Source organism: Rhodococcus sp. 05-2254-2 (assembly GCF_002259095.1).
Taxonomy (GTDB): Bacteria; Actinomycetota; Actinomycetes; order Mycobacteriales; family Mycobacteriaceae; genus Rhodococcoides.
Genome location: NZ_NOZJ01000007.1, coordinates 29,837 through 51,159, shown reverse-complemented (window position 1 = coordinate 51,159; position 21,323 = coordinate 29,837). Strand labels below are relative to the sequence as shown.

General features: G+C 65.0%; 21 protein-coding genes. 8 read left to right on the top strand and 13 right to left on the bottom strand.

The annotated features are described in order from the left end of the window. Positions 1–85: 85 nt before the first annotated feature. The gene (locus CH283_RS09860) at positions 86–910 is read left to right on the top strand and encodes a hypothetical protein (RefSeq protein ID WP_094638581.1); all 825 of its coding nucleotides are present in this window, start codon (positions 86–88) and stop codon (positions 908–910) included. A 44-nt stretch (positions 911–954) separates the two neighbouring features. On the opposite strand, the gene CH283_RS09855 is transcribed toward CH283_RS09860, so the two are convergent. From CH283_RS09855 to CH283_RS09825, 7 genes are all read right to left on the bottom strand, one after another. After that, positions 955–1,731 carry an enoyl-CoA hydratase gene (locus CH283_RS09855; protein ID WP_094638582.1) on the bottom strand — a complete coding sequence of 259 codons (777 nt, stop codon included), beginning with the start codon at positions 1,729–1,731 and terminating at the stop codon, positions 955–957. Further along, entirely contained in the window at positions 1,728–2,636 is a 909-nt protein-coding gene (gene mmsB, locus CH283_RS09850) for a 3-hydroxyisobutyrate dehydrogenase (protein WP_094638583.1), read from the bottom strand. The genes CH283_RS09855 and mmsB overlap by 4 nt, the downstream gene beginning before the upstream one ends. After that, positions 2,633–3,691, bottom strand: coding sequence for an enoyl-CoA hydratase/isomerase family protein (locus tag CH283_RS09845; RefSeq protein WP_094638584.1), 1,059 nt, complete (start codon positions 3,689–3,691; stop codon positions 2,633–2,635). The genes mmsB and CH283_RS09845 overlap by 4 nt, the downstream gene beginning before the upstream one ends. Then, positions 3,688–4,827 carry an isobutyryl-CoA dehydrogenase gene (locus CH283_RS09840; protein WP_094638585.1) on the bottom strand — a complete coding sequence of 380 codons (1,140 nt, stop codon included), beginning with the start codon at positions 4,825–4,827 and terminating at the stop codon, positions 3,688–3,690. The genes CH283_RS09845 and CH283_RS09840 overlap by 4 nt, the downstream gene beginning before the upstream one ends. 7 nt (positions 4,828–4,834) lie before the next feature. Next, complete coding sequence (locus tag CH283_RS09835; protein ID WP_068048327.1) at positions 4,835–6,343, bottom strand: CoA-acylating methylmalonate-semialdehyde dehydrogenase; 1,509 nt, start codon at positions 6,341–6,343, stop codon at positions 4,835–4,837. 78 nt (positions 6,344–6,421) lie between these two features. Then, a complete protein-coding gene (locus CH283_RS09830) occupies positions 6,422–7,174 on the bottom strand; it encodes an SWIM zinc finger family protein (protein ID WP_094638586.1) in 753 nt (250 codons plus the stop codon). Continuing rightward, positions 7,174–10,005, bottom strand: a complete 2,832-nt coding sequence (locus tag CH283_RS09825) for a DEAD/DEAH box helicase (protein ID WP_094638587.1) — start codon at positions 10,003–10,005, stop codon at positions 7,174–7,176. Before CH283_RS09825 ends, CH283_RS09830 begins: the two co-directional genes overlap by 1 nt. Positions 10,006–10,085: 80 nt before the next feature. On the opposite strand from CH283_RS09825, the gene CH283_RS09820 reads away from it, so the two are divergent. The 3 genes from CH283_RS09820 (at position 10,086) to CH283_RS09810 (ending at position 12,649) form a co-directional block, all read left to right on the top strand. Continuing rightward, entirely contained in the window at positions 10,086–10,991 is a 906-nt protein-coding gene (locus tag CH283_RS09820) for an NADP-dependent oxidoreductase (protein WP_094638588.1), read from the top strand. Between the two features lie 97 nt (positions 10,992–11,088). Further along, the gene (locus CH283_RS09815) at positions 11,089–11,811 is read left to right on the top strand and encodes an HNH endonuclease family protein (RefSeq protein ID WP_255183167.1); all 723 of its coding nucleotides are present in this window, start codon (positions 11,089–11,091) and stop codon (positions 11,809–11,811) included. A 10-nt stretch (positions 11,812–11,821) separates the two neighbouring features. Then, the gene (locus tag CH283_RS09810) at positions 11,822–12,649 is read left to right on the top strand and encodes a shikimate 5-dehydrogenase (protein ID WP_094638589.1); all 828 of its coding nucleotides are present in this window, start codon (positions 11,822–11,824) and stop codon (positions 12,647–12,649) included. Between the two features lies 1 nt (position 12,650). Here CH283_RS09810 and nagB read toward each other — a convergent pair whose 3' ends face one another. From nagB to CH283_RS09795, 3 genes are read right to left on the bottom strand one after another with little or no spacing between them, the layout of a single operon-like run. Next, a complete protein-coding gene (nagB, locus tag CH283_RS09805; RefSeq protein WP_094638590.1) occupies positions 12,651–13,430 on the bottom strand; it encodes a glucosamine-6-phosphate deaminase in 780 nt (259 codons plus the stop codon). After that, the gene (locus tag CH283_RS09800) at positions 13,431–14,615 is read right to left on the bottom strand and encodes an N-acetylglucosamine-6-phosphate deacetylase (RefSeq protein WP_176460458.1); all 1,185 of its coding nucleotides are present in this window, start codon (positions 14,613–14,615) and stop codon (positions 13,431–13,433) included. Further along, positions 14,612–15,859, bottom strand: a complete 1,248-nt coding sequence (locus CH283_RS09795) for a PTS transporter subunit EIIC (RefSeq protein WP_094638591.1) — start codon at positions 15,857–15,859, stop codon at positions 14,612–14,614. Before CH283_RS09795 ends, CH283_RS09800 begins: the two co-directional genes overlap by 4 nt. 175 nt (positions 15,860–16,034) lie before the next feature. On the opposite strand from CH283_RS09795, the gene CH283_RS09790 reads away from it, so the two are divergent. Next, positions 16,035–16,265, top strand: coding sequence for a glucose PTS transporter subunit EIIB (locus tag CH283_RS09790; protein ID WP_032393491.1), 231 nt, complete (start codon positions 16,035–16,037; stop codon positions 16,263–16,265). Continuing rightward, positions 16,262–16,723, top strand: coding sequence for a PTS sugar transporter subunit IIA (locus tag CH283_RS09785; RefSeq protein WP_094638592.1), 462 nt, complete (start codon positions 16,262–16,264; stop codon positions 16,721–16,723). Before CH283_RS09790 ends, CH283_RS09785 begins: the two co-directional genes overlap by 4 nt. A gap of 2 nt (positions 16,724–16,725) precedes the next feature. Here CH283_RS09785 and CH283_RS09780 read toward each other — a convergent pair whose 3' ends face one another. Further along, on the bottom strand, positions 16,726–17,469 hold the full coding sequence (locus CH283_RS09780; RefSeq protein WP_176460457.1) for a GntR family transcriptional regulator: 744 nt from the start codon (positions 17,467–17,469) through the stop codon (positions 16,726–16,728). A 182-nt stretch (positions 17,470–17,651) separates the two neighbouring features. Between CH283_RS09780 and CH283_RS09775 the strand changes: the two genes are divergently transcribed. Both CH283_RS09775 and CH283_RS09770 read left to right on the top strand, forming a co-directional pair. Next, positions 17,652–18,869, top strand: a complete 1,218-nt coding sequence (locus tag CH283_RS09775; protein ID WP_094638593.1) for a benzoate/H(+) symporter BenE family transporter — start codon at positions 17,652–17,654, stop codon at positions 18,867–18,869. A 10-nt stretch (positions 18,870–18,879) separates the two neighbouring features. After that, positions 18,880–19,353: an acyl-CoA thioesterase gene (locus CH283_RS09770; RefSeq protein ID WP_068048350.1), complete on the top strand. Its 474-nt coding sequence runs from the start codon at positions 18,880–18,882 to the stop codon at positions 19,351–19,353. A gap of 4 nt (positions 19,354–19,357) precedes the next feature. Here the strand turns inward: CH283_RS09770 and CH283_RS09765 are convergent, their stop codons facing one another. Both CH283_RS09765 and CH283_RS09760 read right to left on the bottom strand, forming a co-directional pair. After that, complete coding sequence (locus CH283_RS09765) at positions 19,358–20,383, bottom strand: phosphotransferase family protein (protein WP_094638594.1); 1,026 nt, start codon at positions 20,381–20,383, stop codon at positions 19,358–19,360. 114 nt (positions 20,384–20,497) lie between these two features. Continuing rightward, the gene (locus CH283_RS09760) at positions 20,498–20,821 is read right to left on the bottom strand and encodes a hypothetical protein (protein ID WP_068048355.1); all 324 of its coding nucleotides are present in this window, start codon (positions 20,819–20,821) and stop codon (positions 20,498–20,500) included. Positions 20,822–21,323 lie beyond the last annotated feature (502 nt).

The window sequence follows — 21,323 nt, the reverse complement described above, 5'->3', positions numbered from 1 at the left end:
CACAAGACAATGGCACACCCGTACCGTTCGTGGTGCAATTGCTCCAGGAACAGGTCGGAGCCGATCTGCTGAAGGGCGGGGCGGGGTGCTGGTTTTGGGGGTCGGGGCGGGTGCGCACGGCGCACGCGCAATTCTGACGTATCTGGACAGCCCCCACCGCACACCCATCGTGTCCAGGACGGCGCGCCGAGCCCCGGGTCAGTCGCTGTCCACCACGATCGCCACCGGCGTCGACGCCATCCACTCCATCGCCGCGACGATGTCGCTCCCGGTTCAGTTCTCCGCCATCGCCTATCGGGTTGCCACCGATCCCGGCTCGGTCGCCACCAGCGGTACGGCGCGCACGGCCTCGCTCGTTCCGGAAACCGCTGCGCAGGTGCGCTATCTGCGTTTCATCGGGCTGGTGCCCAATCACGGCGTCACCGTGTTGTGCGATATCGGAAGCACCGGAACCACTGTCACCGTCATCGACCTCGCGTCCACTCGCACCCTCATGACGCGGCGAACGGCCACGTTCTGCGGCGACGATCTCGATCACTCTGTTCGGCGGCTGCTCTCGTCCAACGGTGTTCGCATCGGAATCGACGCCAGCCGGTCCATCAAGGAGCAACTGAGCGTCGACTCCGTCGTCAGCACCACCGATCCATCCGGTGCGGCGCGGCATGTGCTGACCCGACGCGACTTCGACGATCTGATCGCCGGACCGGTGCGGTACGCGGGCATGTTGGTGGAGCAGACCATCGAATTGTCCGGTGCCAGACCGCAGTCCATCGTCGTGGTGGGCGGCGGCGCGAACATCACCTCGATCGCGCGGTCGCTCGAGTTGCGAACCGGCCTGACGACGCTGGTGCCATCGATGCCGGAGTTGGTCTCGGCCCGCGGGGCCGCCCTCCTGTCACCCGACAGGTAGGGCGGGCCCGGGAGTGGAGCCTGCGGAACGACCCCGAAGGTCAGCTACCGATGCTGGAAGTTCGGCGTTCGCTTCTCGATGAAGGCCGACATGCCTTCCTTCTGGTCCTCGGTGGCGAAGGTCGAGTGAAACACGCGGCGCTCGAACAGAACACCCTCGCGAAGGCTCGACTCGAACGATCGGTTCACTGCTTCCTTGGCCATCATGGCGACCGGGAGCGACATCTCGGCGATGGTGGTGGCGGTCGCGACGGCGTCGTCGAGGAGATCCGCGACCGGCACGATGCGCGAGACCAGCCCTGCTCGCTCGGCTTCCTCGACCTTCATGTTGCGACCGGTCAAGCACATCTCCATGGCCTTGGCCTTGCCCACTGCACGCGTCAGGCGCTGCGACCCACCGATTCCCGGAATGACGCCGAGCTTGATCTCGGGTTGCCCGAATACCGCGGTGTCCGAGGCGATCAGAACGTCGCACAGCATCGCGAGTTCGCACCCGCCGCCGAGCGCGTAACCGGACACCGCCGCGATCAACGGCGTTCGAGCAGATGCCAATCGGTCCCAGGCGGCGAAGAAGTCGTCGAGATACACGTCCATGTAGGACTTGGGCTGCATCTCCTTGATGTCGGCCCCGGCCGCGAAGGCCCGCTCGGAACCGGTGATGAGAATTGCACCGATGTCGGAGTCCGCGTCGAGCTCCTCGACCACCGAGACGACCTCGCGCATCAACTGAGAATTGAGTGCGTTCAACGCCTTGGGACGGTTGAGCGTGATGATGCCGACGCGTCCCCGACGTTCGAGCAGAATCGTCTCGTAGTCACTCACAGGTCTGCTCCGTTCGAGCGCTCGCGGATGTCGTTGATGATGCCGGAGAAGTCGACATCGGTGCCGCCCCCAGTTGTTTCCTTGAAGCGAGCGTACAACTCGGCCGCCCGTAGGCCCAGAACACCCTCGACACCGTTGTCGCGCAGTGCATTGGCGGCCAGGCCCAGATCCTTGTCCATGAGCGCCGCCGCAAAGCCGGGCTTGTACTCGTTGTTGGCGGGGCTCGTCGGTACGGGACCGGGCACCGGGCAATTGGTCGTCAGCGCCCAGCATTGACCGGACGCAGTCGAGGCCACGTCGAACAACGCCTGGTTGCTCAAGCCGAGTTTTTCCCCCAACACGAACGCCTCGCTGATGGCGATCATCGACACTCCGAGAATCATGTTGTTGCAGATCTTGGCGGCCTGGCCGTTGCCCGCTGCGCCGCAGTGCACCACCTTGCGACCCATGACGTCGAGAACTGCTGCAGCAGAAGCGAAGTCCTCTTCGGATCCGCCCACCATGAATGTCAACGTTCCCGCAGCCGCTCCCCCGACACCACCGGAGACCGGTGCGTCCAGACTGCGGTGGCCAGCCTCGTGCACCAGCTTGTGCGCGGTGTGTGCGTCGGCGACGTCGATGGTCGAGGAGTCGATGAACAACGTGCCCGGTGCGGCAGCAGGCAGCAGGTCCGCGTACAACCCGAGTACCAGTGTGCCGTTGGGCAGCATCGTGATGACGATGTCGGCATCGGTGACGGCGGCCACGGCCGATTCGACCACGGTGACGCCGTCCTTCGTGGCCTGCTCGAGCGCGGCGGGCACCAGATCGAAACCCTGCACCGTGTAGCCCGCCGCAGCCAGATTGGCGGCCATCGGTCCACCCATGTGGCCGAGGCCGATGAAGCCGATCGTCTTCTCGCTCATGACTGCTCACCTTCTGTGTGTGCGTTCGACAGGCCCAGTTCCGCGTCCCCGAGAGGTGCGAAGTACCGATCGACGTCCTCGGGCGTGACGTCTGCCGACGTACGCGGTTGCCATTGCGGGTTGCGGTCCTTCTCGACCACCTGTGCTCGAATTCCTTCGACGAGGTCGTGACTGCTCAGGGATGCGACCGACACGCGGTACTCCTCGTCGAGCACTGCTTCCAGCGTCGGCAGCGTGGCTGCCCGGCGCAGTGACCTCAGCGTCACGGCCAGCGACACAGGCGATTTGGACGCGATGTCCTCCGCGGACTTCTGCGCCTCCGGCACCGTGCTGGCTGCCAGAGCGTCGACGATGGCCTGAACGTCGTCGCCGGCGTAGCACTCGTCGATCCATCCCTGCTGACGGGCAATCGTGGACTCCGGTGCCGGCTCGCTGAACGTCGCGACCGCCTCTCCGACGCTGACCGTCTCGAGTGCCGAGTAGAAGTCTTCCAGCTTGTCGGACGGGATGTAGTGATCGGCGAAACCGACTGCGATGGCGTCGCCGGCATTCATCCGCGCCGTGGTGAGCGCGAAGTGGGTGCCGATCTCGCCCGGAGCACGCGAAAGTAGGTACGTACCACCCACATCCGGAACGAAACCGATTCCGACCTCCGGCATCGCGATCTTCGATCGCTCGGTGACGATGCGAGTGTTGGCATGTGCCGAGAGCCCGACGCCTCCGCCCATGACGATGCCGTCCATGATGGCGACGAACGGCTTGGGGAATCGAGCGATCGCGGCGTTGAGGATGTACTCCTCGCGCCAGAATTCCTTGCTTCCGCTGCCACCGTCCTTGGCGTCGTGGTAGATGGAGACGATGTCTCCGCCTGCGCACAGTCCGCGCTCACCGGCTCCGGTCAGAAGGACGACGTCGACAGCGTCGTCGGTTGCCCACTGCGCCAACGCCGGCGCGATCTCACGCACCATCGCATGATCGAGCGCATTGATCGCTTTGGGGCGGTTCAGGGTGATCCGACCGATTCCGCCGGAGACCTCGAGGATGACGTCACTCATGCGGCACCCACGATCGAACGTGCGACAACCACTCGCATGATCTCGTTGGTCCCTTCCAGAATCTGGTGCACTCGAAGGTCACGAACGATCTTCTCGACGCCGTATTCGCTGAGGTAGCCGTACCCACCCAGCAGCTGCAATGCGCCGTTGGCGACCTCGAAACCGGTGTCGGTTCCGAAACGCTTCGCCATCGCGCACATCTCGACCTTGTCCGCAGCGTCGTTCTGCAACGCGTCCGCGGCCCGCCACAGCAGCGTGCGGGCGGCTTCGAGTTCGGTCTTGAAATCGGCCAGTCGGAACTGGAGCGCCTGTGCATCGAGCAACCGTGCCCCGAACGCCTTGCGCTCGGCCAGGTACGCAACGGCCTTGTCGAGAGCGGACTGCGCTCCGCCGATCGAGCACGCGGCGATGTTGATGCGTCCGCCGTTGAGTCCGTTCATGGCGATACGGAACCCGTCGCCCTCGTTGCCGAGCAGATTCTCGGCCGGAATGCGGACTCCTTCGAGAACGACCTGCCGAGTGGGCTGAGCGTTCCACCCCATCTTCTTCTCGTTGGCTCCGAAGGAGAGGCCCGCCGAATCCTTCGGCACGATGAACGCGGAGATGCCACGAGGGCCCGGAGCACCGGTACGCGCCATGACGACGTACACCTCGGAAGTGCCTGCGCCGGAGATGAATTGCTTGACACCGTCCAAGACGTATTCGTCACCGTCGCGCACCGCCTTGGTGCCGATCATCGCGGCATCCGATCCCGCGCCTGGCTCGGTGAGGCAATAGCTGCCCAGCTGATCCATCGTGCACAGGCCCGGCAGCCAACGCTGCCTCTGCTCGTCGGTTCCGTAGGTGTCGATCATCCAGGCGACCATGTTGTGAATGGAGATGTATGCCGCGATGGACGGGTCACCGGTGGCCAGCTGCTCGAAGATCCGCACCGAATCGACTCTGGTCAGACCCGATCCGCCCACGTCCTCGCGAATGTAGATGCCGCCCATACCCAGTCCCGCTGCCTTGCGCAGTACGTCCACGGGGAAATGCTTGCTCTGGTCCCACTCGACCGCGTTCGGGGCCAGAAACTCGTCGGCGAATTCACGAGCGGTGTCGTTGATCGCCCGCTCGTCCTCGTTCAATGTGAACATCGCCGAATCAGTCCATGTTCGGAATGACGAAGTGATTCTGTGCCGCAGCCTCTTTGGTGCCCGACGGCCAGCGCTGCGTGACGGTCTTGGTCTTGGTGTAGAAGCGGATCGAATCGGGTCCGTGCTGGTTCAGATCACCGAATCCCGAGCGCTTCCAACCGCCGAACGTGTGGTACGCGATCGGTACCGGAATCGGCACGTTGACCCCGACCATTCCCACCTGGACGCGGGAGCAGAAATCGCGTGCAGTGTCGCCGTCACGGGTGAAGATGGACACGCCGTTGCCGTATTCGTGCTCGGTGGGCAGACGCAGCGCATCCTCGTAGTCTTTTGCGCGCACGACGATCAGGACGGGCCCGAAGATCTCTTCCTTGTAGATCCGCATGTCGGTCGTCACTCTGTCGAACAGTGTTGCGCCCGCGAAGAATCCACCCTCGTGGCCTTCGAGGCTGAAACCGCGCCCGTCGACGACCAACTCGGCACCCTCGTCGACACCGATCTGGGTGTAGTCGTTGACCCGCTTCAACGCATCGCTACCCACGAGCGGGCCGAAATCCGCGTCCTCGTCGTCGGAGCGACCGATCTTCAGCTTCGCAACCCGCTCGGTGAGCTTGGCGACGAGCGCATCCGCGGTCTCTTCACCCACCGGAACCGCGACGGAAATGGCCATGCAACGCTCGCCCGCGGAACCGTAGGCGGCACCGAGAAGGGCGTCGGCGACCTCGTCGAGATCGGCGTCGGGCATCACCAGGGCGTGGTTCTTGGCTCCACCGAAGCACTGTGCACGCTTGCCGTGCTTCGCTGCGGTCTCGTAGATGTACTGCGCGATGGGAGTCGAGCCGACGAACCCGATCGCCTTGACGCGGTCGTCGGTGAGCAGCACGTCGACGGCGGTCTTGTCACCGTTGACGACGTTGAACACACCCGGCGGCAGTCCTGCTTCGAGGAAGAGTTCGGCGAGCTTGAGCGGGACGGACGGGTCGCGCTCGGAGGGCTTGAGGATGAATGCGTTTCCGCAGGCGATGGCCGGGCCGGCCTTCCACAGGGGAATCATCGCGGGGAAGTTGAAGGGGGTGATTCCGGCTACGACACCAAGCGGCTGACGCATCGAGTAGACGTCGATCCCGCCGCCTGCACCCTCGGTGTACTCGCCCTTGAGCAGATGCGGGACGCCGACGGCGAACTCCACGACCTCGACGCCGCGTTGGATGTCGCCCTTGGCGTCGGCAATCGTCTTGCCGTGCTCGGAGGACAGCAGGCGGGCCAGTTCCTCGGTGTCGCGAGTGACGAGCTGCAGGAACTTCATCAGGACTCGCGCCCGGCGCTGCGGGTTCCACTTGGCCCATTCACGTTGGGCCTGTTCGGCATCGGCGATGACGGCCTCGACCTCGGATACGTCGGCCAGGGGAACACGGGCCTGAACCTCGCCGGTGTTGGGGTCGAACACGTCCCCGAAGTTTCCGGAGGTGCCGGCGACGTGCTTGCCGCCGATGAAGTGCGTGAGTTCGCGAGCCATGGAGTTTGTCCGTCCTCGAGCGTGGAAAGTGAAGTACGCCCATCCTATAGTCGGATGTCCACGTAAGTCCAGAAGTCGTCACATTCGGTCGTAGAACTGCCTCAGATCGGCACCGGCGCGACTGACCTCGGCCTCGGAGGAGCCGTCGGCGCGGAAGATTCGACGCAGGATCAACGGATCGAGATCGTCCATCGCGGGAGCGAACGATACCTGGGGAAGTTGGGGGAACGACGCGCGATCGCCGAACCAGTCATCGGGGTCGAACTCGTCGTCCCCGTCGCCGACGCCCTCGATCAGTTGATCGAGATCGACTCCACGCAGTGTCAGGATGGTGGCGGCGGATGCGTCGATGTGCTCGGCGGCGATGTACATCAGCGCCGCCGCGTGTTTGCAGGGCCACCCGTCGTCGGGGCACGTGCAGTCGAAATCGAGCTGCCCCTTGTCGTGCGGCAGCAACACCGACGCCAGCGCCTGCGGAATGGCGTTGGAGGCCAGCTCGGCCAGCATGCCGGGGTTCGAACGCACCCGGCCGACCAGTGCGGCAACCTCACCCTGAGTGAGCGGGTCAACGGTGACCGAGGCCGAGAACGGCTCGAGCTGACTGCCCTGCACCTCGCCGTATATCTGCCCGCGCTCGACCCCGAGAGTGAGCACCTGCCCTTGGCGCGCATACGTTCTACCCCGAGCGATCCGGCCCGGATCCGCGAGGTCTTCCATGGCCGCCACGAAATGCCTGCCCCACCACGTCTGCCCGAAGGCACCGCGCTTGTTTTTGGACTCGATGCCGCCCTTGGCTTTTCGACGCTTGCCGTACTGCGAGAAGTCGACCATCACTCCCCCACCGCATCCTCACTGAGGCGGAACAGTTCCTGCAGCTCCGCGGTGTCCATCTCGGTCACCCAGTTCTCGCCGGTGCCCACCGCCAGATTCGCCAGGTCCTGCTTGGAGACGAGCATCGAGTCGATCCGTTCCTCCACGGTGCCCACGCACAGCAGTTTGCGCACCTCGACGTTCTTGCGCTGCCCGATGCGGAAGGCCCGGTCCGTCGCTTGATTCTCCACCGCCGGATTCCACCAACGATCGAGATGAACAACATGGTTGGCGGCCGTGAGGTTCAACCCGGTGCCGCCGGCCTTGAGCGAGAGCATCATGATCGGCGGACCGTCGTCGCTCTGGAACTTCTCCACCATCTCGTCACGCTTGGCCTTGCTCACCCCGCCGTGGAGGAACGGCACCTCGGTGCCGAATCGTTCGGCGAAGTAGGGTGCCACGAGCTCACCGAACTCCCGAAACTGCGCGAACAACAACGCTTTCTCGTTGTCGCCGAGAATCGAGTCGAGCATGTCCTCGACCAAGCCGATCTTGCCGGAGCGATGCTGACCCCTCTTGAGCACCGGCGAGCCGTCGGACAGGAAATGGGCGGGGTGATTGCACACCTGTTTGAGGCGAGTCAGCGCGGACAGCACCGCGCCCTTGCGCTTCATGCCCTTCGCGTCGGCGATCTGCGCCATCATCTCGTCGACGACCGCCTTGTACAGCGCAGCCTGCTCGGCCGTGAGGTTGGCGCGCACGGTCATCTCGTTCTTCTCGGGCAGATCCGAGATGACCGTCGGATCGGTCTTGACGCGACGCAGAATGAACGGCGACGTGATGGCGCGCAGACGCGAAACCGCGCTCTCGTCGTTCTCGCGCTCGATCGGAACCGAGAATCGCTTTCGGAAATCCGACGGCCTACCGAGCATGCCCGGATTGGCGAAGTCGAGAATGGACCTCAGCTCGTCGAGACGATTCTCGACCGGCGTTCCGGTGAGCGCCAGCTTGTGATCCGCGGGGATCGCGAGCGCCGCCTTGGCCTGCACGGTGCCCGAGTTCTTGATGTGTTGCGCCTCGTCGAGGACCACACGACGCCACGTCTGCTCCGCCAACTGCGCGCGATCCTTCGCCATCAGCGCGTACGTGGTGACGATCAGATCGTGCTCGGCGATCGCCCGGTCGAGCTCCTCGTCGCGTAGTCGCGTCGGACCGTGATGCACCAGAACCCGCAGTGCCGGAGTGAATTTCGCCGCCTCACGCTGCCAGTTGCCGACCACCGACATCGGTGCCACCAGCAGTGTCGGCGTCGAACTCTTCTCGTGCGCGAGCAATGTCAGCACCTGCAGCGTCTTGCCCAGCCCCATGTCGTCGGCAAGTACCGCCCCGAGACCGAGCCGACTCATGAACGCGAGCCAATCGAGCCCACGCTGCTGATACGGCCGCAGAGTCGCGTTCACACCGTCGGGCACCGGGATCGTCTCCGGCACCGCACCGGGCTCGAGCAACGTGGCCGCCCAGCCGGTGGCGCGGATGTCCTGGACCGGAGCAGGTGGCGGATCGGCCAACGTCATCTCACGCATCAGCGTGCTGAGCGCAGTCCCGTCACCGTGATGCTCGGCGACGTACTTGGCGGCTCGCGCGAGCTGACCGCCGTCCGCGAGCACCCACTGACCGCGGAGCCGCACGAGATCGCCCTTCGAGACGGCGAGCCTGTTCATCTCCGCCTCGGTGAGCACCATGTCGCCGAGTTGGAGTTGCCAGTCGTAGGACACCAGTTCGTCCATGCCGACCGCCCGATCGGCTGCCGCTTTCGTCACCGCCGGTGAATCGACGCGCAATCTCATCGACGGATCGAGCCTCGTCCAGGCCCGGGGAAGCAGAACCGTGGTTCCGGTGGCCTGCAGTGCCGTCGCACCGTGTTCGACGAGGTCGATGACCACCGACGTCGGAAGCAACAGATCCAGGGTGCCTTCCTGAGACGGCAGATCGCGCAGTCTCGGGTACGCCGCCACGGCCTCACCGAGCTTGCGCACGGCGATGGAGAGCAGCGTGGCACCGACCTTGCGGCTCATCGGAACCGGTCGCGGCGCTTCGCCGTCCGCGCGCAGACACACCTGCAGCGTCCAGTACGACTCCACCGCTTCCGCGGAGGAACTGTCGACGGCGTCGTCGCCATCGGGTTCGAGCAGCCGGAGCACCAGCGAGGGTTCGTCGACGGTGAGGCTTCCGCGCCACTTCTCGAGCAACGTCGACATCTGTTGAGTGCCATCGGCATACGGGTCGTCGCGAACCAGAGCCGACAACAGTGGATGCTCCGAGTCGGGTCTACCCAGAACCGATCTGACGATCGGATCGGTGAGCTCCTCCACCATGTCGTCGAGAATCTTCTTGGGCCGCTCACCTGCACGCTGCACCGACGGCATCGCGACGGCGAGTTCGCTGAGCCAGGCACGTTGACGCTCGCCCCCGACCAGACGCCACCGTGGCCACCACTGCCCGTCCATCAACTTCAGGGCCGGAACGACGCGACCGCCGCGGACCCAGCGTTCGATTCCGCGGGCGACATGCGCCAGGTAACGGAGGTCACCGGAGATCGCCGCGTGGTCCGGCGGCGTCCGCAACAGCAGATCGGCGCCGTCGTGCGGGGCGAGTGCGATGGCCGGAACCTGCACCGGGGCCTGCGCGGTGGCGGCGCGTCCGGGTGCCGGAAACGACACCGCAGCACGGTGCCGAAACGTTCTGGTGAGCACGTGCGCGTGGGTCGGCGGCAAGTCGGGTTCGTCGCCGGTGGTGATCTCGTCGTCCCACAGCATCAGCCCGGCACCGGGAGACCAGAGACCGTGCAGCATCGGTCCATCCAATCAGCAAGCACCGACAGACTTCGGGTGAGGCGCTTCGAGTGAGTCGCTGGGTGAGGCACAGTATGTGCATGATCGCGTACGGCTTCAGTGAATACGGCGGACCCGACACCGAATACCTTCTGGACCTACCCGTCGCCGAGCCGGGACCTGGCCAGATTCTCGTCGCGGTCCACGCCGCCGGCGTCAATCCCGCGGATTGGAAGGTGCGGGCGGGCAATCGCAAGGACACCGTGCCGATCACCCTGCCTGCGGTACTCGGCCGGGAAGTATCGGGCACGGTCGTGTCGGCCGGTGCCGGTGTGGCCGACTTCTCGGTGGGCGACCACGTGTTCGGAGCCACCGCGTCGGGATACGGAGGCTATGCGCAGTACACCGTGCTCAACGCGTCGAGCACAGCCCACAAGCCCGAATCCGTGTCCTGGGCGGCCGCAGCCACTCTGCCGGTGGCCGCCGGGACCGCATACGACGCGCTGGCGCGGCTCGCCGTTGACACGGGTGACTCCATCCTGGTGCTCGGCGCGGGCGGCGGCGTGGGTTCGACCGTTCTGCAACTCGCGCGAGCCGACGGTATCGACGTTCTCGCAGTCGCGAGTACGGGCAAGCAGGAGTGGATCGAGAGCCTCGGAGCCGAATTTCTCGCCTCCGGCGCCGATTTCGTCGACTCGCTGTCACGACCGGTGAACGGCATCATCGATCTCGTCGGGGGCGAGAGCTTGCGCGCCGCCGCGACCGCTGTGACGGCGGGGATACCGATCGTCAGCGTTGCCGACCCGGTGCTCGCGGCGCAGTGGGGTGGTTCCGGTGTCGATCGCGACCGCACCACCGCGGCATTCGCCCGGCTGGCCGACCTGACTGCGTCGGGCATCATTCGTCCGCGTATAGACCATGTGTTCCCGCTCGAGCGTGCGGGTGAGGCTCTCGCTTTGGTAGAGGACGGGCACGTGCTCGGCAAGGTCGTGGTCGAGGTTCGCTGATGCCGGGTTGGCGTGAGCGGAGAACTGTCGGTGTCTTCCGGCACACTGCTGACGCAAGGAACGACAACCGAGGACCGAGATCGACGATGGGGCGTGCGTGAGAAAGCTGTGGGTGGCGGTACTGCTGGTGATCTCTGCGGCCGTGATGGCTGTGTTCGGCTCGTGCGACCGGCCCGTCATCCCCGGTTTCTCCCCCGCCGAACCCGCTCCGGGTAGTCCCACTCGCACTCAGGTCGAGCAATTGCTCGCGCAGGTTCGCGTGGTCGCCGCCAGGCCCGACGCCGTCGGCTACGAGCGCGGATGCAAGAGCGGCGAAGGGTGTGTGTTCGGCCCGGCGTGGACGGACGACTACGACGGGCCGGGTGGTCACGACGGCTGCGGTACCCGCGACAACGTCCTGGCGCTGTCGATGACGGAAGTCGAATTCCGCGCCGGCACCCGCGACTGCGTCGTGCTGTCGGGTTCGCTCGCAGATCCGTACTCCGGTGAGCCGATGCAGTTCACCAAGGCCGATGCCGGAAAGATCCAGATCGATCACGTCTACCCCCTGTCCGCCGCGTGGGACATGGGCGCGAACACGTGGTTGCCCGACAAGCGAATTCGGTTCGCCAACGACGTGGCGTTCAATCTGCTCGCGGTCAACGGAGTCGACAATCAGAGCAAGAGCGACAAGACACCCTCGCAATGGTTACCGCCGAACGAGGCCTACCACTGCTTCTACGCGGGAAAATACCTGTCGGTCGCCGCCCAGTACGAGTTGCCGATCACCCAGGCCGATCATGGTGTTCTCGCTTCGGTCGCCTCGACGTGCGCGGCGTAAAGTCTCAGCGATGGCACCAGCACACGCGCGCAGCTTCCTCGACCGTGAGACACAGCTCTGCATGTCCCTGTCCGGCCGACCGAGCAACATCGGAACACGCTTTCACAACTATCTGTACGACGAGTTGGACCTGAACTTCGTCTACAAGGCGTTCACCACCACCGACCTCGCCGCCGCGGTGGGAGGCGTTCGCGCGCTGGGCATTCGAGGCTGCGCCGTGTCCATGCCGTTCAAGGAAGATGTCATCGAACTGGTCGACGTGATGCAGGAGTCCGCCAGCGCGATCGAATCCGTCAACACGATCGTCAACGAGAACGGCGTCCTGCACGCATACAACACCGACTACCAGGCCGTCGCGAACCTACTCGGCGCGAGTGGATTCTCGACCGATTACTCGGTGGCGGTCACCGGCAGCGGCGGTATGGCCAAAGCTGTCGTTGCCGCGCTGCGGGATTCGGGTTACACCCGGGGTACCGTCGTCGCCCGCAACTCGAACACCGGCCCCGCCCTCGCCGACACCTACGGCTACGACTGGTCCGCCGAAGCGGTGGGCGCAGACCTGTTGGTGAACGTGACCCCGGTGGGTATGGCCGGCGGACCGGACGCTGATTCGGCACCGTTCACCGACGAGCAGATCGACGCGGCGAAAGCCGTGTTCGACGTCGTCGCCATGCCGTCGGAGACGCCGCTGATCGTCGCCGCTCGGGCCGCCGACAAACCTGTGATCACCGGCGCTCAGGTCATCGCCCTGCAGGCGGCAGAACAGTTCGTCCTCTACACCGGAGTCCGGCCGTCGGACGAACAGATCGCGCGCGCATCGGAGTTCTCGCGCAGGTGACTCACAGGTGCTGCCACCGGGGCTTGTTGGTGTAGGCGTACCGGTAGTACTCCGCGAGTGCGAGCGACGACGCCGCGGCCTCGTCCAACAGCACCGTTGCGTGCGGGTGCCATTGAATGGCCGACGCCGGACAGTACGCCGACAGCGGTCCCTCGACGGCCGCCGCCACCGCGTCCGCTTTCGACTCCCCCGTTGCGATCAACACGAGGTGGCGCGCCTCGTCGATGGTGCCCAGCCCCTGCGTCAGTACGTGATGCGGTACGTCCTCGGGAGAATCGAAGAACCGGGCATTGTCGACGCGCGTCTGTTCGGTCAGCGTCTTCACCCGCGTCCGCGACTTCAGTGAGGATCCGGGCTCGTTGAAGCCGATGTGCCCGTCGGTGCCGATTCCGAGGATCTGGACATCGACGCCACCTGCGGCCGCGATCGCGGCGTCGTACCGCTGCGCCTCTGCCGCTATGTCGTCCGCTTCGCCGTCGGGCGAGAACACCGCGGCGTCGTCCAGGTCGACGTGGTCGACGAAGTTGTCTCGAATGAACGAGAAGTACGACTGCTCAGCGGCTTTCGCCAGTCCGATGTACTCGTCGAGGAGGAAGGCGCGACAAAGCGCGAACGACAGGCCGTCCTCCCGATGCCGTCGAGCCAATTCGCGATAAGTGCCCACCGGGGTCGACCCGGTCGCCAGTCCCAGTACAGCCGGACCGGCTCGCACCACTCGTTCGACGATGTCGGCGGCCGTTCGATCCACTGCGTCGACCCCCTCGAGGATCACTACCTCCATCTAGCTGTCCTCTCCGATTGCAGTTCCGCCTCTGATCACCTGCAGTGGCTCGAACGCCGCGTCGACCACCAGGACGTCAGCTCTCATGCCCTCTTCGAGGCAACCGATCTCGGAGTCGAGGCCGATCGAGGCCGCCGGAGTCGACGATGCAGCCCGCACGGCCTCGACCAGGGGCACGCCGGCGTCCAGCACGGCTCGGCGCACCAGGTCCAGCACGGTAGCGGTTCCGCCCGCGATCGGAGCGGTCTCGTTGTCTGCGTCGCGGGACAACCGTGCAACCGCGTGGCGGACGGTCACATCCAGTGGTCCGAGTCGATAGCGACCGTCCGGCATGCCGGCTGCGGCCATCGCGTCGGACACCAGTGCGATCCGTGCGCCACCGACGAGATCGAACACCGCACGCACGGTCTCGTCGGCGAGATGCACTCCGTCGCCGATCAATTCGAGCACCATCATGCTGCGCGCCGCGGCCGCCAGGCATTCGCTCACCGGGCCCGGCGACCGATGATGCCAGGTCGGCATTCCGTTGAACAGATGTGTTGCAGTCATGGGGCCGTCCCCCAACGACTCGATACCGCGTCGAGTGGTGAGCGCGTCGGCGTCCGTGTGCCCGATGCTGGGAAGTATTCCGTTCTCCCGCAACATCTCTGCGATGACGGGGAACCCGTCGATCTCGGGCGCCAGGGTCATCGACCGCACCGCGCCGCGGCCCGCGTCCAGTATGTCGCGGAGCAGTCCGGGATCTCCGCTGCGCAGCGAGGCCGGATCCTGTGCGCCGCAGCGTGCGACGGCGAGAAACGGCCCCTCGAGGTGGACGCCTGCGATGTCACCGGATTCGTACAGATCGGCCAACAGCGACGTCTGCGCGATCAGCCGATCCGGCGGTGCCGACACCAGTGAGGCGAGCATCGTCGTGGTCCCGCGATAGCGGTGATGCCGTACCGCCGTCATGAGATCGACGGCCGGTGAATCGGGAAACGACGTTCCAGCTCCACCGTGGCAGTGCAGATCGACCAACCCCGGGAGGATCGTCGAATTCGTTTGCGGGACGGCCTCACCGGGCCACGCCGATGTCGGCCCGACCCACGAGATCCGGTCTCCCGTCGACGCGACGACGCCGTCCTCGATCACCCGGTCGCGCGTGACGACCCGTCCGCGGTGCGTCGTCGCAGTGGATGCGGTCATGCTCGGTCGGGTTCGAGCACGGCGTCGTCCTCACGTCCGGGGGTGCGCAGGTTCCACTTCTTGATGACGAAGCTGAACAGGAAGTAGTAGATCACCGCGTACACCAGGCCGATCGGAATGAGCAGCCAAGCCTTGGTGGCGATTCCGTAGTTCAGCAGGTAGTCGATGCCACCGGCGGAGAAGAAGAAACCGTCATGGATTCCGAGGGCATTGGTCAACGCCATCGAGGTTCCGGTCAACACCGCGTGGATGATGTAGAGCGGCCAGGCCACGAACATGAACGAGTACTCGAGCGGCTCGGTGATCCCGGTGACGAAGGCAGTCAGGCCGGTGGACAACATGATTCCGCCGACGATCTTCTTCTGCGACGGCTTGGCATTGCGGTAGATCGCGAATGCCGCAGCGGGAAGGGCGAACATCATGATCGGGAAGAATCCGGTCATGAACACTCCGGCGGACGGGTCGCCGGCGAAGAACCGGTTCAGATCGCCGCGGACCAATTGACCGCTTGCATCCTGGTAGTCCCCCACCAGGAACCAGACGACGGAGTTCAGAATGTGGTGCAGCCCGGTGGGAATGAGCATGCGGTTGGCGAAGCCGTAGATTCCGCTGCCCACCACACTGTGGTCGGCGACGGTGTTGCCCACCCATTGGAGAGCGCTGTAGAAGAGTGGGTACACGAACGACATGATCACGGCGACGACGAGACCGGTGATCGCCGTCATGATCGGCACCAGACGACGGCCGCTGAAGAAGCCGAGATAGTCCGGCAGCTTCTGGCGATAGAAACGCTGCCAGAGAATTGCCGAGAGCAGTCCGATGACGATGCCTGCCAACACGCCGTAGTCGATCACGGCGGGGTCACCGTTGGCATCGAACTCTCCGTCGAGCACGACCGGCGACATTGCCGTGAAGACGCCGTTCATCACCATGTAGCCGACCACCGCTGCGAGCGCCGTCGAACCGTCGGACTTCTTCGCCCAGCCGATGGCGATACCGACCGCGAAGATGAGGGGAAGCCAGGTGAAAACCGACTGACCGGCGGCGGAGATGACCGCAGCAGTGGTCTCCAGTGCGCTGAATCTCCCCAGCAGGTCGTCCTGACCGAGCCGCAGGAGAATTCCGGCGGCAGGCAGAACAGCGATCGGCAGCATGAGGCTGCGACCGAACCGCTGCAGCCCGGCCAATGATCGTGATTCCTTCTTCGGCTCGGTATCGATCGAGTCCGTCTTCTTCGGGGTCATGGCGACCTTCTCTTCGAGGCTGGTCCTTCGGGGGCGATTTCTCTGTTGTGACCGGATGCCATCAGGGGTACTGTCCGGTCATTACCAGTTGTAGTTTGGCCAGGTGGCAGGCTCGTGTCAACCCGGCCGTGTGATCCACCCGACAGATACAAGCCGACAGAAAGCGAGAATCCACATGTCCAAAGCGGACGCGATCGTCGAAGGCCTCGGCGGTGCCGACAACATCGTCGAGATCGAAGCGTGCATCACTCGACTGCGCACCGAGGTGAAGGACGGGTCGTTGGTGAACGAGGCGGCGCTCAAGGCGGCAGGTGCCCACGGCGTGTTTCACAAGGGAACCGCCGTTCAGGTCATCGTCGGCCCCGAAGCGGACACGCTCGCAGAAGACATCGGCGACATCCTGTGAGCGCACGGGCGATCCTCAGCCCGGTTGCCGGGCAGGTCATCTCGCTCGCCGATGTGCCGGACCCGGTGTTCTCGGCGCAGATGGTCGGCTCCGGTGTCGCGCTACGCCCGGCTCCGAGCGACGGGGCCGTCGAGGTTCGGTCACCGGTCGCAGGCACGATCCTCAAACTCCATCCGCACGCGTTCGTCGTCTTCACCGAGGACAAGGCGGGCGTGTTGGTGCACATCGGCATCGACACCGTGAAGATGAAGGGCGCGGGCTTCGAACTCGTTGCCGCAGAGGGTGATCGAATCCAGGCCGGCGACCTCGTCGTCACCTACGATCCCGCAGCGATCGCGGCGGCAGGCTACTCGGATGTCGTTCCGGTGGTACTGATGGACTCGAAGCCGGATTCGGTCACCAGTGCAAGCATCGACAACACCGTGGCAGTGGGCGATCTTCTGTTCGAGCTGCCCTGATCTCACCGACGCTGCGGGGTGCGCCGCCCGCCTTCGACTTCCATCGACAGTTGATACCGATCGCAGCGGTACCAGCTCTCGGTGTGTTCGAGCGGCTCGTCGCCGCTGAAGGAGACGCGGTCGAAATACAGCACGGGGGCACCGCGCTTGGTGCCGAGCAGAGTGGCGATATCGCTGTCGGCCGCAGTGGCTTTGACTGTCTGCTCGGCCCGGTCGATGGTCAACCCGTAGTGGATCTGCACGGCCTCGTACACCGATTTGCTCAGGTCGTGCTCGATCAGGCCGGGGAGCAGGGAAGCCCGGTACCACGCGTCGTCGACGCTGACCGGTTCGGCGTCGGCGAGCCGGAGGCGCTTGACGTGGTAGGTCTGTTCGCCGTCGGCCAGGCCGAGGGCACGAGTCGTTGCCGCCGAAGGGCTTTCGAGCCGTGCGAACAGCACCACCGTGGTAGGCGTCAATCCTTGCGCGCGCATCTCCTCCGAGAACGACGCCAGGTGCAAACGAGACTGAACGGTGCGACTGGCCACGAACGTGCCCTTGCCACGCACCCGAACCAGGTGTCCGTCGTTGACGAGCTGGCCGATGGCCTCGCGGACGGTGATGCGGCTGACGCCGTAGTCCTCCATCAGTTTTCGCTCGCTGGGCATCAGATCGCCGGGTTGCAACTCCTTGGTGCAGCGGTGCAGCAGAATCGCGCGAAGCTGTTCGTGCTTCGGGACTTGACTGTCCCTCAGATGTACGGGCATCACCACTGCGCCGGCCTTTCCGTCACTCGCCGACCCAGCGGTACGGACTGGTCCGGTCCAACCCAAAGACTACGTCACGTCGACCGTGCCCCGACAGCGTTCGGCCACCGACTCCGAGCGCCGACCCGGCGCGACGGGAAACGACGCGACAGGCGACGGCCCACAGTGCATCATCGTCAGTCGTGACCACTGCCGACGCCGCCGACAGACCGACGCCGCTCTCGACCCCCGTCAGCGCGGGAATCGTGGCATCACTGGTCGGCTTCACCAGCTCGTTCGCCGTCGTGCTGACGGGCCTGCGGGCGGTAGGGGCAAGCCCGACCGAGGCGGCCTCCGGATTGCTGGCGCTGTGTGTCACCCAGGCCGTGGGCATGATGTGGCTCGCGCGCAGATACAGACAGCCCATCACGCTGGCGTGGTCGACGCCGGGCGCTGCGCTGCTCGCCGGAACCGGCATGGTGGTCGGAGGGTGGCCCGCCGCAGTGGGTTCGTTCGTCACTGTTGGGGTGCTGATCGTCCTGACCGGCCTGTGGCCACGACTCGGTGCCGTGGTCTCGAAGATCCCGATACCACTCGCTCAGGCGATGTTGGCCGGAGTGCTGCTGCCGCTGTGCGCGGCACCGGTCGTTGCATTTGCCGACTCCCCCGCCCGGATAGCTCCGGTGGTACTCGTCTGGCTGCTGGTACTTCGCTTCAACGCGCGCTGGGCGGTGCCCGCTGCGTTCCTCGCGGCAGCTGCAGTCATCGCAGCGGACTTGATCGGCGGCGGCACACCCATCGCGGCCTCCGATCTGATTCCTCGGATCGACTGGACGATTCCGCACTGGACGTGGCAGGCGACCGTCGGTATCGCAGTGCCGCTGTACATCGTCACCATGGCGTCGCAGAACATCCCGGGCACCACCGTCATGGCGTCGTTCGGCTACCGAATTCCTTGGCGTGCGTCGATGACCGTCACCGGAACCGGAACCGTCCTCGGCGCTTTCGCGGGTGGGCACACGATCAACCTCGCGGCGATCAGCGCTGCGCTCGCGGCGAATCCCGGTGCCCATCCGGACCCGAAGCGGCGATGGGTCGCGGCGTTCTCCGCCGGCTCCTCGTATCTGGTGCTGGCGCTGGCGTCCGCGGCCCTGGCGACCCTGGTTGCCGCAGCGCCTGCAGGCGTGGTCGAAACCGTTGCCGGACTTGCCTTGTTGGCAACTCTCGCCGCGTCGCTGTTCGGTGCACTCGAACATGCGTCGGACAGGGAGGCGACCGTTCTGACGTTCCTCGTCGCCGCTTCCGGCCTGACGTTCGCAGGAATCGGCTCCGCATTCTGGGCCTTGGTCGTCGGGCTGGTGGTCCGAGCGATCCTGCGTCGGCAGTCCCCGGCGACGTCCGCTTCCGACGCCACTGGTTAGGGTCACGTTCATGACCGATCAGGTGAACCCAGGGCCGGAATTGTCGCACGCATCGGACTTTCCGGCTCTGTGGCCCGTGACGACGCGATGGGACGACAACGACCACTACGGCCACGTCAACAACGTCACCTACTACGCGTATTTCGATACCGCCGTCAACGGTTGGTTGATGGAGACGACCGGACTCGATATCCGGACACTGCCGGCGATCGGTGTCGTCGCCGAAACCTCGTGCCGCTACCTGTCCGAGTTGAGCTTCCCGGATCGACTTCAGGTGGGCCTGGCCGTCGAGAGGCTGGGCACCCGAAGCATCGTGTACTCGCTCGGGTTGTTCCGCGAGGCCGGCGACGATGCGTTGGAGTTGGCGGCGAGGGGTCGATTCGTACACGTGTACGTCGATGGGGTCACCCGTAAGCCGGTGGCGATTCCGCCCGAAATCGAGAGCGCAGCGCGCACTTTGGTGATCGGGACCGCGTCGAGCTGACCGACTACAGGCCGATCTCGTCGGCCGTACGCAATGCCCTGGTGACTATGTCGTCGATGAGCGTCGTGGTCGGCCCGCCTGCCACGGCCCGGTTTCGCGAGTCGGCTTCCATCCGGCGCATGACGCCTTCGGCGATGATCGAGAGCTTCCACAGTGCCAACACCTGCCAGAATCCGACGTCGGAGACGTCGCGCCCGGTGTGCTGCGCATACGACTCGACAAGCTCGGCCCTGGTGGGAAAGCCCGGCAGAGTCGACGCCATGAACGGACCGGCGACCCCGTCGTCGGCTTGCGGCCAGTAGGCCAGCAGACCGCCGAGGTCCGCCAACGGATCTCCGAGTGTGCACAGTTCCCAGTCGACGACCGCCGCGACACGGCCGTCTTCGCGGGCCGTGATGACGTTGCTCAGGTGGAAGTCTCCGTGCACCAGGGCCACCTCGTGCTGCGGAGGAATCCCCGCTGCCAATCGAGTTGCCAGCGAATCGATACCGGGTACGTCGCGAGTGCGCGAGGATTGCCACTGATTCGTCCACCGGGCGAGTTGGCGAGCGGCGTACGGTTTGTGACTGGCAAGATCTGCCAGACCCGCGGAGTCGAGATCGACGCGGTGGATGTCGGACAGCGCCACCGTGAGGCCGAGTCCGATGCGGCGTCGGTGATCGGGGTCGAGTTGTTCGGCTGCCGCCACCGAGTCGACGACGATCCCGTCGACGAAACTCATCAGCACGAGCGGGACCTCGGACACCGAAGGATCCTCGGTGATCGCAATCATCTTCGGAACCGGCACCGCCGTGTTCTGCAGGCCGGACAGAATTCGGTGTTCGCGCACGACATCGTGTGCGGAGGCCAGCAGATGCCCCAGTGGTGGACGTCGAAGCACCCAGTTACTGCCACCGGCGTCGCGGACGGCGTAGGTGAGATTGGACTGACCGTTGCCGATCCGCTGAAAGGTGAGGGGCGAGGTTGCGCCTATCCCCAATCCTGCGATCCAGGTCGATACTGCGTCTTCGTCCAGTCCCACTGCGCCCATACAGAACCCTCACTTCGCCGCGCGACACCGTTGTCGCCTGCCGTCACCGGAATTCGACCGATAGTAGCGAAGCGGAACCTGCCCTGGTGCGAAAGACTCCGGGCTCGGGGCGTGTCAGCTGGCGCGCACGAACGCGGGGACCAGATCCGGTGCGGCAGGTACTGCGGCCGGCACCGCTGCGCCGCGCTTGACGGCGATTTCGTCCACTTCACCGATCAGCATTGCGACCAACGTCTCCGGTTCTGCCGCCCACACCGAGGAGATGTTGCGCACCTCGGCCGGAGCGAAGAGGCCGCTGTTGGTCAGTGCATCGATCCACTCGGCGACGGCCTCGGCGGTGGGCTCGGGCACCGTGGATCGATCGAGGGAGTCCGCCTCGAACTCGTTGCAAAAGAAGGCGCGGACCATGTCGAGCTGTCCCTGAGACATTGCGGTCATGTTCTTCTCCTTCGAGTGTCCGGCGTCCGTAGTTGTCGAATACCCCGTGGCTACGGGTTACGACGGGTAGCACGGTCCGTTTCCAGATCGTTATCGTTTGGGCTGTAACGGTCGAATGCGGGTTTCCGATGCGGCTGAAACTACGCCCTTCCGGTGGGTCTCGCCCAGGGTGAACTGGACTATGTGAGTATCGTCACACAGTTTTACCCATCCGATCAACGCTTTGCAACGAAGTCATAGTTCGCTTTACGAACTGCTGTGATGGGGAACAATGCGAGGACAAATGCCCAGCTGAGAGGGCCGAGGGCCGACCCGGGGTGCTGTTCGACACTCGGACATGAGCACCACCGAATCGAATCCACCCCGCTCCGTTCCAGGTCAGAGGATTGCTGCCACGCATGCAAACATGGTCGCGCACCTGAATATGGCGCTGAAACAAACTTCCAGAATTTGACGGCGCAGACTCTGCTCCTCGACAATTCACGGTTCCGCACACGCGACC

Coding starts and splice junctions, on each gene's coding strand:
- mmsB (WP_094638583.1), bottom strand. CDS start 2,636: ATGAGCGAGAAGACGATCGGCTTCATCGGCCTCGGCCACATGGGTGGA.
- CH283_RS09845 (WP_094638584.1), bottom strand. CDS start 3,691: ATGAGTGACGTCATCCTCGAGGTCTCCGGCGGAATCGGTCGGATCACC.
- CH283_RS09840 (WP_094638585.1), bottom strand. CDS start 4,827: ATGTTCACATTGAACGAGGACGAGCGGGCGATCAACGACACCGCTCGT.
- CH283_RS09835 (WP_068048327.1), bottom strand. CDS start 6,343: ATGGCTCGCGAACTCACGCACTTCATCGGCGGCAAGCACGTCGCCGGC.
- CH283_RS09830 (WP_094638586.1), bottom strand. CDS start 7,174: ATGGTCGACTTCTCGCAGTACGGCAAGCGTCGAAAAGCCAAGGGCGGC.
- CH283_RS09825 (WP_094638587.1), bottom strand. CDS start 10,005: ATGCTGCACGGTCTCTGGTCTCCCGGTGCCGGGCTGATGCTGTGGGAC.
- CH283_RS09820 (WP_094638588.1), top strand. CDS start 10,086: ATGATCGCGTACGGCTTCAGTGAATACGGCGGACCCGACACCGAATAC.
- CH283_RS09810 (WP_094638589.1), top strand. CDS start 11,822: ATGGCACCAGCACACGCGCGCAGCTTCCTCGACCGTGAGACACAGCTC.
- nagB (WP_094638590.1), bottom strand. CDS start 13,430: ATGGAGGTAGTGATCCTCGAGGGGGTCGACGCAGTGGATCGAACGGCC.
- CH283_RS09800 (WP_176460458.1), bottom strand. CDS start 14,615: ATGACCGCATCCACTGCGACGACGCACCGCGGACGGGTCGTCACGCGC.
- CH283_RS09795 (WP_094638591.1), bottom strand. CDS start 15,859: ATGACCCCGAAGAAGACGGACTCGATCGATACCGAGCCGAAGAAGGAA.
- CH283_RS09790 (WP_032393491.1), top strand. CDS start 16,035: ATGTCCAAAGCGGACGCGATCGTCGAAGGCCTCGGCGGTGCCGACAAC.
- CH283_RS09780 (WP_176460457.1), bottom strand. CDS start 17,469: ATGCCCGTACATCTGAGGGACAGTCAAGTCCCGAAGCACGAACAGCTT.
- CH283_RS09770 (WP_068048350.1), top strand. CDS start 18,880: ATGACCGATCAGGTGAACCCAGGGCCGGAATTGTCGCACGCATCGGAC.
- CH283_RS09765 (WP_094638594.1), bottom strand. CDS start 20,383: ATGGGCGCAGTGGGACTGGACGAAGACGCAGTATCGACCTGGATCGCA.
- CH283_RS09760 (WP_068048355.1), bottom strand. CDS start 20,821: ATGACCGCAATGTCTCAGGGACAGCTCGACATGGTCCGCGCCTTCTTT.